The organism is Flavobacterium sp. OHVDL-2026-0007 (assembly GCF_059882335.1).
This window is the reverse complement of record NZ_CM187612.1, coordinates 1396169-1412675: the sequence shown is the minus strand read 5'-3', so window position 1 is coordinate 1412675 and position 16507 is coordinate 1396169. Positions and strand designations below refer to the sequence as shown.

Below are 16507 nucleotides of genomic sequence, written 5' to 3'. Positions count from 1 at the left end.
TCTAAGGGATAATTAAATACATTTTAGTTGTTTTCTTATCCTAATCAGTAAAAAAAAATATTGGACCAGCAGCCTTTCCTCTTTTTGAGGGAGGGCTTTTTTTTTAAAGGCTTAGTAGTAAAGGATTGAAAATAAGTGATCTATTTTGGAAGTATTTTAATAAAAACGTTTTCATTTTTATGAAAATATGCCGATAAAACAATGTAAATATGGGTGAAAACTAGCGGTAAATCGAGTGTTAATGTTCGAAAATAGGGTTGTTTAACTTGGTGTGCGATGTGCTATTGTTAAAAAATTAGGAATAAAAAAATAATTTAGTCAAAATAATGCTAGTAAAAGTAGGGATTAACGCATTATGTTGGGATTTATTTAAGGTATTTTGATTTTTGAGGTTTGTTTTTCTGAAAACGTTTTTATAATATTGTCAGACAAACAAAACCAACCTTAATTATAAATTACCATGCTTATGAAAAAAGATTTAGAATTAAACCACCAATCCCTTACTTATATTTTAAAATATATAGTGGTTGGTATGCTATTGTTCTTTGCTCCTGTGTTTGCACAGGCTCAGAGTAAAACAATAAGCGGAACGGTCTCCGATGCCAACAAAATGGGGATACCAGGAGTTACAGTCCTTGTGAAAGGAACAAAGAATTCAGCTGTAACGGATTTTGACGGAAAATATCAGGTGAAGACTTCGGCGCCCAAGCCTGTATTGATATTCACTTATATGGGCTTTGAGAATAAAGAAATTGATGCGGCAAACAAAACTCAAGTAAACACCACATTAAAAGAGAGCTTGTCTCAACTTAATGAAGTGGTTGTCGTGGGATATGGAACCCAGAAAAAAGAAAACTTGACGGGTTCGGTTTCTACCGTAACTTCTAAGTCTATTGAAAATCGTCCTGTTACCAGTTTGGCTACTGCACTACAAGGAACAGTTCCGGGGATGAACATTACCAGAACAAGTGGACAACCAGGTAGTGAAAATCTAAGTATTCAAATTCGTGGGGCAACTTCTGCCAATGGAAGTGTAAATCCGTTATTGCTTATTGATGGTATTGCTACTCCATTGTTTAATTTACAAACTATAAATCCATCAGATGTAGAAACCATTAGTGTTTTAAAAGATGGAGCTGCGGCAGCAATTTATGGAGCGCAAGCGGCTGGAGGTGTTATCTTGGTGACCACTAAAAAAGGGAAAGAAGGAAGGACTATATTTGAATTTACGACTCAGTTGGCGGGTCAAAAACCCTTATATCTGCCTCAAAGAATGTCTTTGTTGGATGAAGCAAACATGTCTAATGAGGCGAGAAAAAACAAAGGAGTTGCGCCGGAATACACTCAGGCTGATTTAGATAATATTAAAAAGGGTATTGAATATATTCCGAATCCTACAGATCCAAATGGTTATATTTTTTACAACCAGAAAGATTTTACCAAACAGATGGTTAAAGAGAATTCGTTGTTAAAAACCAATAATTTAAGTGCACGTGGAGGTACGGAAAAAGTAAATTATTTATTCTCTTTAGGGTATTTGGATCAAGAGGGAATGTTTAAAGTGGGGGAAGATCATTTTAGTCGTTTTAACTTACGTACTAATATTGGAGCAGATTTAACCAAACATATTCATTTGGATTCCAATATATCATATGCTAAACATGACACAGATTCACCTTCAGTAGATGTGAATGGACCAGGTTTACTCTCGCAACTGTATAAAACAAGACTTCGATTCCCAATATTTACTCCTGAAGGAAAATTAAACGGTTTGGCGGGATCTTCAGGAATTAACGCTTATGCTAACTTAACCGAAGGTGGTTTCAATAAACGTACTGTTGATGATATTGATGGTACCTTTAAAATGACGGTTAAAGATTTGGCTAAGGGGTTGAAATTTACCGCCATATATGGGAGGAAATTGAGAATGGCACAAACAGAAGTGTTCAGAAGAACGGTAGAATTATGGGGAAAAACCAAGCCTGTATTTTACTTAAATAACCCTAACTCATACATTATAAATGGTGTTGTTTCAACTAATAATGACGATAATCCAGGGACTTTGAGAACTGAAAACTTTCAATTTTTGACGGACTACAATCTGACCATAGCCCAAAATCATAAATTCACCCTTTTAGGTGGTTACCAATGGGAAGATTATCGATTTTCAAATGTTACCTCTGGAGCGACTAATTTGAAAAGTAACGATGTTCCTTCTCTGAATTTGGGAGAAGAAACAACTAGAACAAATAGTCAACAGATTAGTACGTATGCCAATCAATCGTTTTTTGGACGTTTCAATTATAGCTACAAGGGTAAATACTTAGTGGAAGCCACTCTAAGAGCAGATGAAAGTTCTCGTTTGGCACCTGGTCTACGTGTGAAAACATTCCCTTCAGCTTCATTAGGTTGGAACATCACCAAAGAAGAATGGGTAGCAAAAAACGTTCCTTTTATTTCGGAACTTAAGCCAAGAGTATCCTGGGGACAATTGGGAAATGCACAAGGGATCGGTTATTATGACTACCTAAATATGCTTTCCTCAAACTCTAATTTAGTATTAGGAGGTTCAGAAACGAAAACTGCTTATTTTTATCAAAGTACTGTACCTTCTTCTAATCTTTCTTGGGAAACGGTAGAAACGTACAACTATGGAATTGATTTCGGCTTTTTCCAAAACAAGTTGGCAGGTAGTTTTGATTATTATACAAAAGAAAATAAAAACATGTTAACGCCTTTGCGATTACCAGCCACTTTTGGTGTAGGTACACCTAAGATTAACAATGGGGTTTTAAAATCGTGGGGTTGGGAGTTAGCTGTAAATTATAGAGATAAAATTGGAAGTGATTTCCATTATGGTATTGGGTTCAATGTTTCTGACAATCAAAACAAGCTGGTTGATTATGCTGGAGTGAGTGTAATTGGAATTGGAACCAATAGATTAATTGAAGGATTTCCTATCAATACTATTTGGGGATATAAAACAGCAACAGGTTATATTAATACTCCTGAACAATTGGCTACTACCCCCGTTTATTCTACACTTACTGGAGTCGGAGATATTGCCTATGTAGATCAAAATGGAGATGGAAAGATTAATGCAGGTAAGGGAACTGTAACAGATCATGGTGATTTGGTTAAGTTAGGGGAGGATCAACAACGTTATTTATTTGGAGTAAATGGTAATGCTAGTTGGAAAAATTTAGATTTAAGTTTTCTAATTCAAGGGGTAGGTAAAAGAGCTTTTATGCCAAACCCAGAAATGATTACGCCTTTTGCTGAAGGATGGATTATGCCAATGGCTTTACATGCTGATTATTGGACTCCTGAAAATCAAAATGCTGCTTTTCCAAGACCTTATTTAAATGGATACCACAACTATATTACTTCGGATAGATGGGTGTTAGATGCTGCTTATGCAAGACTTAAAAATATCCAAATTGGCTATTCTTTGTCAAAAAGTGTGTTAGAGAAAACATTTTTGACTCGAGTGAGATTCTATCTTTCTGGAGAGAATATTGCGACTATTTCAAGATTCGGCATCTTCAAAACAACCTTTGACCCAGAACAAAAGAATGGTATTTACGCTGATTACCCAATGTTTGGAACAATTTCTTTTGGAATGAACTTAACATTTTAACTTTATTAAACGACGAATTATGATTCCTAAAAATATAACCATCGTTGCTGCATTATTTATGATGGCAACTATTACTACCTCATGCGAAGTGGACCGTGTTCCAGAAACAAGTCTAAGTGATCCTTCATTCTGGTCAAGCGAGAATGATTTGAAACTGGCTGCTAACTATTTTTATACCAGATTACCAACTTTACCAGTAACCAACGATGTTTGGTCAGATGACGCCTATGGTGCTGGACCAAATGAAATTAGTGAGGGTTCAAGAATTCCAGGAGCAACTGCGGCAAGTTATAATGACAATTACTTTACTATTAGAGCGGCCAATAACATGATTGAAAAGTCTTCTAAAACTTTGGATCTTGGCGTTTCAGCAGAACGTGTTAATTGGTATGTTGGTGAAGCTAAATATTTCAGAGCATGGGCCTATTATCAATTATTACAACGTTATGGAGGTGTTCCGTTAATACTAAAAACACTAACAGAAAGCTCGCCTGAACTACAGGCTGCTCAGGCTCCTAGAGAAGAAATTGTTAATGCTATTTATGCTGATTTAGATGATGCTATTCTTAAATTAAGAACCTTTACTCAATTGGGGGCTGCAGATTATGGACGCGTCTCTAAAACAGCTGCCTTGACGCTAAAAGCGCAAGTGGGATTATTTGAAGGGACACGTTCTAAATTTCATGGATATGGAGATCCTAACAAACATTTGGCTATAGCTAAAGATGCTTCTAGTAAGGTTATGCTTTCAGGGGAGCACAGCCTTTTTAAAAATTACTTTCAATTGTTGCAATATGAAGGAGAAGGTTTTGCAAATAAAGAAAATATCCTAGTGAGACAATATGGTAAAAGTATCGCGGAATCGATATTGAATCATACCGTTCAGAGAACATTAGAAACAGGTGCGGCAAATCCAACAAGAGCATTAGCCGATTCGTATTTGATGACAGATGGTTTGCCTACAACGAAGTCTCCTCTGTACGTAACGCCTACCAAAAGTGTTGAAGTTTTCAAAAACAGAGACCCAAGAATGGGGGATCGCTTTTTTAAGACAGAGGATGCTTATATCGGGTCGATTCCTGTGTTTTCTATAGCTCCATTGAGTTTTGTAAAAACAGGATATGCCAATAGATGTTATGCTAATATTACGGATTGGACCAATCAAAGATCGTATATGGATATGCCTATTACAAGATATGCTGAAGTATTGCTGATTTACGCTGAAGCTACTTATGAATTAAGTGGTAGTATTAGTGATGCTGATTTGAATCAATCGATTAATTTGCTAAGGCAGCGCGCTTCGGTGAACATGCCAAAGCTAACCAATGCTTTTGTAGATGCCAATGGTTTAGATATGAGAAATGAAATTAGAAGAGAGCGTAGAGTAGAATTGGCTCTTGAAGGATTCCGTTATTGGGATTTAATCAGATGGAAAACCGCAGAAATAGAATTACCAAAAGATGTATTGGGAAGTTATTTCTTTGCTGAATTTGGCACCTCTGTTATTCCATTGTTAACTCCGGATAATTATATTATCGCTCAAAAAGCTAGTGTTAGATCTTTCAAGCCTTCTAGAGATTATTTATGGCCATTTCCGGTTAATGAATTGGCTTTAAATCCTAATTTGAAACAGAATCCAAACTGGTAATTAAGCTGGTACTAAAAGCTGTTTAAACCAAAAATTTAAACGGCTTTTTTATTTTTTTTATCACTGTTCTGTAAGTTATGCTAAAGTTTACTAATCATTAAAAACGTCCTAGTATGTCAATTTTATTTTCACCCCTGTTCAGAACAAATAGTGGCAAGAATGTCGTTTTCATTAAACGAACGATCATCGGCTTATTTGTGCTTGCTTCAGTAGTTTCCCAGGCTCAAAAGAAAAGGGACCTGCTTGGGGCAATGGTTCAAAAAAATATTGTAGAGTCATTGGACTCCAGCTTGTACTTGCCCTTTGAAAAAGTGGAGTTTCAGCAAAAATTACTTGCTTTACCACTTGAGGTACAAAAAAAGATACTGGCAGATGCCAAAGAGGTGATGACGTATAATTGGCCTAGTATTCCTGTAACGGCCTACTTAGATTTCAAACGAAACGGTGATCGTATGGGAATGGAAAAGTATTGGTCTACCGGTAATGAAACTTTAAAGAAATTGGTTCTAGCTGAAGTTCTCGAAGCAGAAGGTAGATTTATGGATGCCATTATAAATGGAAGCTGGGCGATATGCGAGCAGTCCACCTGGGTTCTATCAGCGCATTTGCCTTCTCAAAAAGGAGGGGCCGGAATTCCAAATATAAACGAACCGATAATTGACCTCGGGGCTGGGGAAACGGCTAGTACCTTGGCCTGGACCTATTACTTTTTCAAAGATGATTTTGAGAAAACATCTCCTTTTTTAAAAGCAAGAATTCCCTATGAGATCAACCGTCGTATTATTGAACCTTATGTGAATCGAGATGATTTTTGGTGGATGGGTTTTAAAAATGAAAGTTTTGTCAACAATTGGAATCCGTGGTGTAATTACAATGTCGTTTTAAGTAGTTTATTATTGGGGGATCAACTCACGGCGGTACGACGCAAAGAGGTTATTGTAAAGAGTATGAAGTCGGTAGATAAATTTATAAATTACTATAAAGACGATGGAGCTTGCGAAGAAGGACCAGCCTATTGGAGTCATGCGGCCGCCAAGATGATGGAGTATTTAGAACTACTTCAAACCTATTCTAAAGGAGCCATATCTTTGGCAACTACTCCTCTTATTAAAAATATGGGGAAGTATATTGTAAATGCGCACATTAATGAAGACTATTATATCAATTTTGCAGACTCCTCAGTCAGATTACAGACCTATCCCGGTGTGGTTTTTCGCTATGGAAGTTATGTAAATGATACCTCTCTAAAAGAATTTGGAGCCTTTCTAGCTAAAAAAGAAGATTTTTATCAGTCTCCTGCAAAAGGTTCTTTGGATAATGCCTTACACAATATTGCTATTCTTCCTTTACTTCAATCCACTAAGGCTGTTGTCTCGAGTGAATTGTCCTTTTGGTATGAGGGAACTCAGTTAGTAGGCGGACGAACAGATAGAGATCCATCGAAAGGTTTTTTCTTTGCTGCAAAAGGGGGGTATAATGATGAGAGTCACAATCATAATGATACGGGTACTTTTATACTCTATGAGGAGGGAGCGCCACTTTTAGCGGATATTGGAGTTGAAACCTATTCGGCTAAAACATTTGGACCTAATCGATATGATATTTGGACCATGCAATCGGATTACCATAATTTGCCCGTTATTAATGGGTTTTCTCAAGCTTATGGAAAAAAATTCAAAGCCTCTGAGGTTTATTTTCAGAACTCGAAATCCAAGCTCTTATTCAGTTTGAATTTGATGGGGGCTTATCCGGAAGCGTCGGCCTGTCAATTTTGGAACAGAAGTTATACTTTAAAGCGGTCAGCTCAACCTGAATTAATCATTGAAGATCGATTTGAATTAACGCAATACAAAGGCGAATCTAAGCAACATTTTATAGCGGCACAACTGCCGGTACTGGTGAAGGAGGGCGAGATAAAACTCAAAGAAAAAGTAGGGGGCAGCATCTATTTTTATTATCCTAAAAATCTTTTTGACGTAAAAATAGAAACCTTGGCTCTTAGCGATAAGAGATTACTAAGTTCTTGGAAGCAAGATAAGTTGTATCGCATTGTATTGACGGATAAGAAAAAATCAGTGGCAAATACGTATAAATTTAGAATCGTCGAAAACTAAAAAAAAATGTAAAAAAATGTACGATTTATGAAAACGTTTTCATAATATTGTTAGAACAATTAAAATTCTATTAACACCCTATTAACGCAAATTTAATTTAACCAAAAAAAAGCATGAAACTACCATTTAAAAGAGAAGCTGTTTTTATACTATCCCTATGTCTTTGGATGTCCAATGACACCATTGCCCAAGTAAAAAGTAAGGACCAGACATCCACTAAAAGTAAAATGACGCAGTTAATTGATGAGCAATTCACTTTTGCAGCGCAACAATATAAAGTATTGGGGAAAAATGTGGCTGCGGATGTGATGCCCATGACATTCAATGCTAAAACAAACAAGGTGCAGACCAGTGATACCAAATGGTGGTGTAGCGGATTTTTCCCTGGAACGCTTTTGTATATTTATGAATATACTAAAGATGCGGACATAAAAAAAGAAGCTGAAAAACGCTTGGGTATTTTAGAAAAAGAAAAACATTATACAGGTAATCATGATCTTGGTTTTATGATGTACTGTAGTTTTGGTAATGCTTACAGATTGTTTGGTAAAGCCGAAGATAAAGCTACGATCGATACTGCAGCAGCTTCATTGGCTACCCGTTACCGTCCTGCTATAAAATCAATCCAAAGCTGGGACAGTAGTAAAAATTTTAAATGTCCAGTGATTATTGATAATATGATGAATTTGGAATTATTGAGTTGGGCGACGGATCATGGCGCTGATCCTAAGTTTAAAGAGATTGCCGTTGCGCATGCCAACTCAACAATAGAGAATCATTTTAGACCCGATTATAGCTCTTATCATGTATTGGATTATGACTTGGCGACTGGGAAAATTATGCGTAAAGTGACTTGGCAGGGTGCAGCAGATTCATCTGCTTGGTCTCGTGGTCAAGGATGGGGATTGTATGGTTTTACCATGATGTATCGCTTTACTAAAGACAAAAACTATTTGAATCAGGCCAAACATATTGCCAAATTTATACTGAACCATCCTAATTTACCTGCAGACAAGATTCCTTACTGGGATTTTAACGCACCAAATATACCGGCTGCTTTACGTGATGCTTCTGCAGGTGCACTAGTAGCTTCGGCTTTATTGGAATTGGGGCAGTATGCTACTAAAGCAGAGAAAAAAGAATACGTTGCTGCTGCTGAAAAAATGATTCAGTCTTTGGCTTCGGATAAATATCGAGCTAAGCTAGGAGAAAACGGAGGCTTTCTTTTGATGCATAGTGTGGGAGCGCTACCTTTTAAATCAGAAGTGGATGTGCCGCTTACTTATGCGGATTATTACTTCTTGGAAGCTTTGTTGAGATATAAACAATGGTATTTATAAAATAGAATAGCATGCAAAGAAGAAACTTTCTCAAATGGTCCTCCTTATTGGCTTTTACAGGCTTTGTTCCTGGACAAAGTGTAGTGGCTAATACAACGGCTATTTTCGATGACACCCTAGGGGCCAGAGCCAATGATCGTCAGTATTGGATACAGCTTATGGATAAAATAGCCACTCCTGTTTTAAGTAATATGAGTAAGGGAGAATTGCGAAAAAATATGCCAGTTGAATATAGTCCGATTTGGGACGGACGAAATAAGCAAGTGGCGTATATGGAAGCTTTTGGTCGGCTGATTCCAGGGATTGCTCCTTTTCTGGCCTTGCCCGAAGAGAATACTCCAGAGGGAGAGGTTCGAAAAAGACTGCTTTTGCAAACCCAACAAAGTTTGGCACATGCTGTAGATCCAAAGAGTCCTGATTATTTGTATTGGGGTTCGTCAAAAACAGCACAGCCACTAGTGGATGCGGCCTATATAGCGCAAGCCTTATTGATGGCGCCAGCTGTATTATGGGAGCCCTTAGATGCGGTAACCAAACAACGTTATGTATATGAATTTAAGACCATTCGTCAGATAAAACCATTCAATAACAATTGGGTATTATTTGCCGCTACGATCGAGAGTTTTTTATTAAGCATTGGTGAAGAGATTGATGCTCCAAGAATTGATACAGCCATTGACAAAATAAACAAATGGTATGTAGGGGATGGCTGGTACAGTGACGGTGATAAATTTCATTTTGATCACTATAATGGTTTTGTCATTCACAATATGCTCGTAGAAGTATTGAAAGTAAATGTAGCAAAAGGGAGAAGAGATCGCAAAGAATATGATGTGGCCTATAAAAGAATGCAGCGTTATGCCTCTTTCCAAGAACGCTATATTTCACCTGAAGGAACCTTTATGGCCGTAGGTCGTTCTTCTACTTATCGTGTTGGCGCTTTTCAGCCCTTGGTAAAACTGGCCTTAGATGATGCCTTACCGGAAGAAATAAAACCAGCTCAGGTTCGCTCTGCTTTAACGGCTGTAATGAAGAATATGTTTATACCTTCCACCTTTGCAAAAGGGGATTGGCTTACTTTGGGCTTGGTAGGGGATAAACAAACCGATATAGCGGATTATTATTCCAACACCGGTAGTATGTACATTACCGCTTTAGTATTTATGCCATTAGGTCTGGCTAGCAGTCATGAGTTTTGGTCTGCTCCTTTTACCGATTGGACGCAACGAAAAGCTTGGGCAGGTCAATCCTTTAAAAAGGATTATGCCGTGGACTATTGATACAATGAATCAAGAGAAATCCCGGGAAAAATAAAACAAACAAAATCTTACTCAGAATTAGCATATGAAAAATGGTATAAAAAATAGATTCCAACATTATATTGCTGCCGGTTTAATGGTGACAGCATCTTTATCATTGAGCACAGTGTTGGCGCAGAAAAGTAAAAGTAAAATCAAAGCTGAGATCTCCAGTGCAACAGCAGGTAAACAAGACAGAGAATATTGGTCTGAACTATTGTATAAAATGGCTTATCCTGTAGTGCACAATTTGGCCGAAGAAACTTTGAAAAAAAATATGCCTTTAGAGATAGGCCCGGATTATTATCTGCAGGTGAAAAAAGTAACTTATCTTGAGGCAGTAGGGCGTACGATGGCCGGTATTGCTCCTTGGTTAGCACTTCCAGATGATACTACCAAAGAAGGTGTGCTGAGAAAAAAATTGCGTGAAGATTTACTCAAAGGATTAACGCATGCGGTGGATCCTAATAGTCCAGACTATTTAAATTTCCGAACAGAACAACAGCCTATCGTGGATGCAGCCTATATGGCACAGGCTTTTCTTCGTGCTCCAAAAGCCCTATGGGAGCCGTTGGATGCACTAACCAAAGAAAGGATAATAACTGAATTTAAAGAATTGCGTACCCGATCAGGTGCCTATAATAACTGGTTATTGTTTCAAGGTATTAATGAAGCATTTTTGCTAAGTGTTGGTGCGCAAGCGGACCCCGTTCGTATTGATTTTGCTAAAAAGAAATTAGTGGAGTGGTATGCAGGGGACAGCTGGTATAGCGATGGTCCAAATTTTAGTATGGATTATTATAATAGTTATGTCATCCATCCGATGATGGTGGACTTTCTTAAAGTATTAGCCGATAAGGGCCGCAGTAGTAAAGGAGACTATGAGACTGCTTTAAAAAGAATGGTGCGTTATTCTGAATTTTCAGAACGTATGATTGGTCCTGAAGGAAGTTATCCTGCATTTGGACGCTCTATCACTTATCGTACGGCGGCTTTCCAAGCTTTGGCACAAACAGCCTTGATGGAAAAGTTACCAGAACATATTGCGCCTGGACAAGTACGTACCGCTTTAAGTGCCGTGATGCATCGTATGTATGATACGTGTAATAATTTTGACGACAAGGGATGGTTGGTTTTAGGCTTCTGTGGACATCAGCCGATGATCGCCGATCAATATACCTCCACAGGTAGTTTATATATGGCTACCTTAGCCTTTTTACCATTAGGACTCCCAGCAGATAATAGCTTCTGGACAAGCCCTGCCGCTGACTGGACCGCTAAAAAAGCGTGGAGTAGTCAGCCCTTTAAAAAGGATTACAAAGTAGAATACTAATCATTCTGGAATAAAAACAATAAATAAGTTACCCCCACTATATCATGCCAAAAGAAAAAAAGCAGCAGGACAATACCATACTTGATATCGCAGAAGCATTACAACTTTCTCCTGCAACGATTTCAAGAGCATTAAACAATGGTACTTACGTAAAGGCAGAGACGAAGAAAAGAGTACTCGATATGGCCGAGAAATTAGGCTATCGACGTAACCTTATGGCTTCAAGTCTGCGCAGCAACAAAACGCAAACCATAGGGCTTATGGTCCCTCGAATATCCATGTTTTTTCATGCGGAAGTGATTACCACCATACAAAACGAATTATATAAACTGGGCTATAACCTGATTATTTGCCAGTCTAATGATTCGTTGCAATTAGAGAAAGAATTGGCAAATATCATGTTTTCATCCCGTGTGGACGCTTTGATTGTGGCCTGCACCTTGCAAACAGAAGATTTTAGTCATTTTGATGTATTTGTCAATAATAATATCCCGCTCGTATTTTACGATAGGGTACCCACAAAACCTTATAAGGCGACAATTGTCAAAGGAGATGATTTCAGAGGAGGCTATCTAGCGACTCAACATTTACTAGAATTGGGTTGTAAAAATTTAGGGCATATCTCAGGGCCTTTGGTTTCGAATCTGTATATCGATCGTTCAAAGGGCTTTAGAAAGGCGATGGAACAATTCAAAATCCCAGTGAATGAAGATCTTGTTTTTTACCATGAATTGACGCATGAGAATGCGCGCAGAGCTATGGGTAAAATGTTTGAAGGCAAGAACAAACCAGATGCGGTCTTTGCTTCGAATGATGTTAGCGCGATAGCTGTTTTGGAGTTTGCTCGTGAACACAATATTGCCGTGCCTGAAGATTTAAAAATTGTGGGTTATTCGAATGACTCTAGAACGGAAATTATCAGACCATCTATCACTACAGTAGAGCAGTTTCCGGCAGTAGTGGGAGTCAAGGTAGTGGAAGAATTAATGAAAAAATTAACGGATAAGATGAACGAGGTCGAGGTGAGTGTGCATGATAATGTCACCACTATACCTGTTCAATTGATACGTAGGATGTCTACCTAGACTCTTTGGTTTTTTTAAGACTAAAATCACAAGAGAGAAAAAAAGATAAACACTGGCATTTTTTAGCAAAAGAAAGGCTGAAAAATAGGCCTTTAACCATAGATTAAAAATAATGATGAATTATAATTTTGAAAGCCGTTTTGCCGTAAGTCCAAAAGAAGCAAAACAAATGGATACGGAAAGCTTACGTGAGAATTTTTTAATTGAAACCGTTTTTAAAGCCGAAGAGGTCAACTTGACTTTGTCTCATTTCGATCGTTATATCATAGGAGGGGCTATGCCTGTAAACCAAAAAGTGGTACTTCCGAATCCTGATGATTTAAAAGCGGCTTATTTTCTTGAAAGAAGAGAAATTGGGATAATTAATGTAGGAGGAAAAGGAGTGGTTACCGCTGATGGTGAGCGATTTGAAATTGATTTCAAAGAAGCTTTGTATCTAGGAAAAGGAATCAAAGAAGTGTTCTTCGAGTCTGTTGATGCAAGTCTGCCAGCCAAATTCTATTTGAATTCTGCACCTGCTCATCACCAATACCCTTCTAAAAAAGTAACTAAAGCCGATGCTGAGATTGTCGAATTGGGATCAATGGAAACGGCCAATCATCGTATTATAAACAAGTTAATTGTCAATAGTGTGGTGCAAAGCTGTCAGGTACAAATGGGGATGACTGAACTAAAACCCGGTAGTGTATGGAATACGATGCCAGCGCACACCCACGACAGACGTATGGAAGCCTACTTTTACTTTGAAGTGCCCGAAAATCAAAGTGTTTGTCACTTTATGGGACAGCCACAAGAAACTAGACACATCTGGATGCAAAATGAACAAGCGGTGATCTCACCTAACTGGTCGATACACTCAGGAGCAGGTACTTCGAATTATACTTTTATTTGGGGTATGGCAGGAGAGAATTTAGACTATGGTGACATGGATCATTGTGCTATTAACGATTTAAAATAACGTCTTATGAAATTGATCAAACTTTTTATTTGTAGTGCTTTTATCTTTCCCTTGGGAATATTGGCACAAACCAAAGCAACTATTACTATTGAAAATAAGTTGAATTGGGAACGCAATGAAAGCGTAGTAGCCCTAAAATGGGAAACGGTTCTATCAAAGTATCCGCAAATAGACACGGCCAATTTTGTGGTGGTTAATGCTATCACCAAGAAACAAATTCCGTTTCAATTAGAACACCACGGACTTCCTGCTATTCAAAATTTATTGCTGCAGGTAGATGTTAAAGCAAAATCCACCATTTCTCTTTTGATTCAAAAAGGAAAACCGGCAGCTTTTGCGAGTAAAACCTATGCTCGTTATGTACCCGAACGCAAAGATGATTTTGCTTGGGAGAACGATAAAATAGCTTTTCGTGCCTATGGTAAAGCCCTCGAAAATACAAAAGAGGATGCTTATGGTTTTGATGTATGGACCAAGCGAACGGACCGACTTGTTTTAAACGAAAGATACAAACGAAATGAATATCATATAGACCATGGAGATGGGATGGATTACTATCATGTTGGTTTTTCATTGGGAGCAGGGAATATGGCACCATATGTAAAGGACAGTATTCGTTATTCGGCCAATTATCGTCAGTGGAAAGTGTTGGACAATGGTCCTTTGCGCACTACATTTCAATTGAGCTACGATACTTGGGACGCAGGAGGAATACAAGTGAAAGCGACCAAAACGATCTCTTTGGATGCGGGTTCTCAACTAAATCGTATCGAGAATGTGTATGGGTTTGAGGATAGTCAACCTTTACCAGTGGTGGTGGGGATTATCAAAAGACCAAAAGGCGGTGTCTTGTCTTTAAATGAGCAACAAGGTATTATGGGGTATTGGGAACCTACATTTGACCCAGAAGGGACTACAGGAGTAGGGGCAATTTTATTGACGCCCGTAAGCAATATGTTGGTCACTAAAGCACAGCTATTGGCGAAAACCACGATTAAAAACAAGGAGCCTTTAGTGTACTACAGTGGAGCGGCTTGGGATAAGGCAGGAAAAATTACCAATGCAAAACAATGGTTTACTTATTTGGAGCAGTTTCAGCAGCAAATTAAGGAACCTTTGGTGATCAAAATACAATAATTACCATCAATTAATACTAAAATGAAAACCCTAGATATGTTTCAATTAAACGGAAAAGTAGCCTTGGTAACGGGTTGTAAAAGAGGAATTGGCAAAGCAATGGCCTTGGCACTGGCGGAAGCGGGTGCTGATATTATTGGAGTTTCGGCTAATTTAGAACTCAGTGGTAGTGAAGTCGAACAAGAAGTGCTGGCTACAGGTAGAAAATTTTATGCTTACCAATGTGATTTCTCTAATCGTGAAGCGCTGCATACTTTTATTAAAAAAGTAAAAGAGGACCATTCTCAAATTGATATATTGGTAAATAATGCCGGTACTATTTTGCGTAAGCCGATTGCAGAACATCCTGATGAATATTGGGACGAAGTAATCGCAGTAAACCAAACAGCACCTTTTATTCTCACCAGAGAAATCGGAAAGGAAATGCTAAAAAGAGAAGAGGGTAAAATCATATTTACGGCATCATTGCTTTCTTTTCAAGGAGGAATTACCGTACCAGGTTATGCGGCAAGTAAAGGGGCTGTGGCTCAATTAACAAAAGCTTTTGCTAACGAATGGGCAGCCAAGGGAGTAAATGTAAATGCCATCGTACCGGGGTATATTTCAACGGATAATACCACAGCCTTACGTGCAGATGAAAATAGAAGTCGTTCCATTTTGGAGCGAATTCCAGCCAACCGTTGGGGAGAACCAGCGGATTTTAAAGGGCCGATTGTTTTTCTGGCCTCCAAGGCAGCGGATTATGTTCATGGGGCTTTATTGACTGTGGATGGTGGATGGATGGGCAGATAAACAGCTCTATGGAGAGCTAAAAATGAGTAAGTAAAAAATAGTTGATTTACATGATGAGTAAAGTACTTTGTTTTGGAGAGATCCTTTTGCGATACAGCATGGGGAGTGACTTCCCGTATCAAGCCGAAATGGGGGCTTATATAGGGGGAGCAGAGAGTAATGTGGCCTTAGCTTTGGCTAAATGGGATATTCCGGTAGCCTACTGTACAGCCATGCCAGATCACTTCTTAACAGACAGCATACTGGCTTATTACCATCAAAAGGGCGTTGATACGCATAGAGTCATCAAATCAGGTGAACGAATTGGTTCGTATTATTTGAATCAAGGTGCCGATGTTAAAAATGCTGGGGTCATCTACGACCGGAAGTATTCCTCATTTTCAGCCTTAGAACCCTCAAGTATCAACTGGGATGAAGTTTTTGAAGACGTTTCCTGGTTTCATTTTACGGCCATATCGCCTGCCTTAAATGCGAATATCGCGGCACTTTGTGAAGAAGCTTTACTTGTGGCTACTAAGAAAGGAATTACGATTTCGTTGGATTTAAACTACAGAGAAAAACTTTGGAAATATGGAGTTGAACCCATAGTGGTAATGCCGAAGTTGGCACGTTATGCTCATGTAATTATGGGGAATATATGGGCGGCAGAAAGAATGCTAGGTACAGCGATGGATGCGAAATTAATAACATCAGGCCAAGAACTTGATCTGATGAAACAAGCCAAGGCAATCTCAAAAGAAATTATAGCAAAATATCCCAATTGCCATACTGTTGCCAATACTTTTCGTTTTAACGAGCCTGAGGGGGTGAAGTATTTTGCAGCGGTTTACCAAGAAGGAGAAATTTGTAAAAGCAAAACTTTATTTGCAACCAATACAATCGACAAAGTAGGAACAGGAGATTGTTTTATGGCTGGACTTATTTATGGTATACTTCATAAAAAAGACTTGCAACCACTAGTAGAGTTTGCAGCCAGAGCAGCCTATGAGAAATTATTTATAAAGGGGGACGCTACGACCTCTGAAGTGTCAGAAATTGAACAATTGATAGGGCAAATGGACTAAAGAAAAGGACATAAGCTAAAGAAATGTAGTCTAGTACTACGCAATTAAAGCTTATCCCAGCAGAAGTTGGAGTATGCTAGCATGCGATTCGCTGTAAA

At 38.4% G+C, this 16507-nt stretch carries 11 protein-coding genes; all 11 read left to right on the top strand.

The annotated features are described in order from the left end of the window. The first annotated feature begins 466 nt into the window (after positions 1 to 466). The 11 genes from AC51AA_RS05460 (at position 467) to AC51AA_RS05410 (ending at position 16409) form a co-directional block, all read left to right on the top strand. Positions 467 to 3640 carry a SusC/RagA family TonB-linked outer membrane protein gene (locus AC51AA_RS05460; RefSeq protein WP_500704720.1) on the top strand — a complete coding sequence of 1058 codons (3174 nt, stop codon included), beginning with the start codon at positions 467 to 469 and terminating at the stop codon, positions 3638 to 3640. A gap of 19 nt (positions 3641 to 3659) precedes the next feature. Next, positions 3660 to 5288, top strand: a complete 1629-nt coding sequence (locus AC51AA_RS05455; RefSeq protein WP_500704719.1) for a RagB/SusD family nutrient uptake outer membrane protein — start codon at positions 3660 to 3662, stop codon at positions 5286 to 5288. A 113-nt stretch (positions 5289 to 5401) separates the two neighbouring features. Beyond that, a complete protein-coding gene (locus AC51AA_RS05450) occupies positions 5402 to 7402 on the top strand; it encodes a heparinase II/III domain-containing protein (RefSeq protein WP_500704718.1) in 2001 nt (666 codons plus the stop codon). A 113-nt stretch (positions 7403 to 7515) separates the two neighbouring features. Further along, the gene (locus AC51AA_RS05445; RefSeq protein WP_500704717.1) at positions 7516 to 8742 is read left to right on the top strand and encodes a glucuronyl hydrolase; all 1227 of its coding nucleotides are present in this window, start codon (positions 7516 to 7518) and stop codon (positions 8740 to 8742) included. An 11-nt stretch (positions 8743 to 8753) separates the two neighbouring features. Then, on the top strand, positions 8754 to 10022 hold the full coding sequence (locus tag AC51AA_RS05440) for a DUF2264 domain-containing protein (protein WP_500704716.1): 1269 nt from the start codon (positions 8754 to 8756) through the stop codon (positions 10020 to 10022). Positions 10023 to 10086: 64 nt separating this feature from the next. Continuing rightward, positions 10087 to 11373, top strand: coding sequence for a DUF2264 domain-containing protein (locus tag AC51AA_RS05435; RefSeq protein ID WP_500704715.1), 1287 nt, complete (start codon positions 10087 to 10089; stop codon positions 11371 to 11373). 44 nt (positions 11374 to 11417) lie between these two features. Continuing rightward, positions 11418 to 12458 carry a LacI family DNA-binding transcriptional regulator gene (locus AC51AA_RS05430; protein WP_500704714.1) on the top strand — a complete coding sequence of 347 codons (1041 nt, stop codon included), beginning with the start codon at positions 11418 to 11420 and terminating at the stop codon, positions 12456 to 12458. 115 nt (positions 12459 to 12573) lie between these two features. Then, positions 12574 to 13416 carry a 5-dehydro-4-deoxy-D-glucuronate isomerase gene (gene kduI / locus AC51AA_RS05425; RefSeq protein WP_500705613.1) on the top strand — a complete coding sequence of 281 codons (843 nt, stop codon included), beginning with the start codon at positions 12574 to 12576 and terminating at the stop codon, positions 13414 to 13416. Positions 13417 to 13422: 6 nt separating this feature from the next. Next, the gene (locus AC51AA_RS05420) at positions 13423 to 14553 is read left to right on the top strand and encodes a BT3233 family polysaccharide utilization protein (RefSeq protein WP_500704713.1); all 1131 of its coding nucleotides are present in this window, start codon (positions 13423 to 13425) and stop codon (positions 14551 to 14553) included. 21 nt (positions 14554 to 14574) lie between these two features. Next, positions 14575 to 15345, top strand: coding sequence for an SDR family NAD(P)-dependent oxidoreductase (locus tag AC51AA_RS05415; protein WP_500704712.1), 771 nt, complete (start codon positions 14575 to 14577; stop codon positions 15343 to 15345). A 50-nt stretch (positions 15346 to 15395) separates the two neighbouring features. Next, positions 15396 to 16409 (top strand): PfkB family carbohydrate kinase, encoded by a 1014-nt coding sequence (locus AC51AA_RS05410; RefSeq protein WP_500704711.1) that lies wholly within the window; start codon positions 15396 to 15398, stop codon positions 16407 to 16409. The last annotated feature ends 98 nt before the right edge of the window (positions 16410 to 16507 follow it).

Coding starts and splice junctions, on each gene's coding strand:
- AC51AA_RS05430 (WP_500704714.1), top strand. CDS start 11,418: ATGCCAAAAGAAAAAAAGCAGCAGGACAATACCATACTTGATATCGCA.
- AC51AA_RS05415 (WP_500704712.1), top strand. CDS start 14,575: ATGAAAACCCTAGATATGTTTCAATTAAACGGAAAAGTAGCCTTGGTA.
- AC51AA_RS05410 (WP_500704711.1), top strand. CDS start 15,396: ATGATGAGTAAAGTACTTTGTTTTGGAGAGATCCTTTTGCGATACAGC.
- AC51AA_RS05445 (WP_500704717.1), top strand. CDS start 7,516: ATGAAACTACCATTTAAAAGAGAAGCTGTTTTTATACTATCCCTATGT.
- AC51AA_RS05460 (WP_500704720.1), top strand. CDS start 467: ATGAAAAAAGATTTAGAATTAAACCACCAATCCCTTACTTATATTTTA.
- AC51AA_RS05450 (WP_500704718.1), top strand. CDS start 5,402: ATGTCAATTTTATTTTCACCCCTGTTCAGAACAAATAGTGGCAAGAAT.
- AC51AA_RS05440 (WP_500704716.1), top strand. CDS start 8,754: ATGCAAAGAAGAAACTTTCTCAAATGGTCCTCCTTATTGGCTTTTACA.
- AC51AA_RS05455 (WP_500704719.1), top strand. CDS start 3,660: ATGATTCCTAAAAATATAACCATCGTTGCTGCATTATTTATGATGGCA.
- AC51AA_RS05435 (WP_500704715.1), top strand. CDS start 10,087: ATGAAAAATGGTATAAAAAATAGATTCCAACATTATATTGCTGCCGGT.
- kduI (WP_500705613.1), top strand. CDS start 12,574: ATGAATTATAATTTTGAAAGCCGTTTTGCCGTAAGTCCAAAAGAAGCA.
- AC51AA_RS05420 (WP_500704713.1), top strand. CDS start 13,423: ATGAAATTGATCAAACTTTTTATTTGTAGTGCTTTTATCTTTCCCTTG.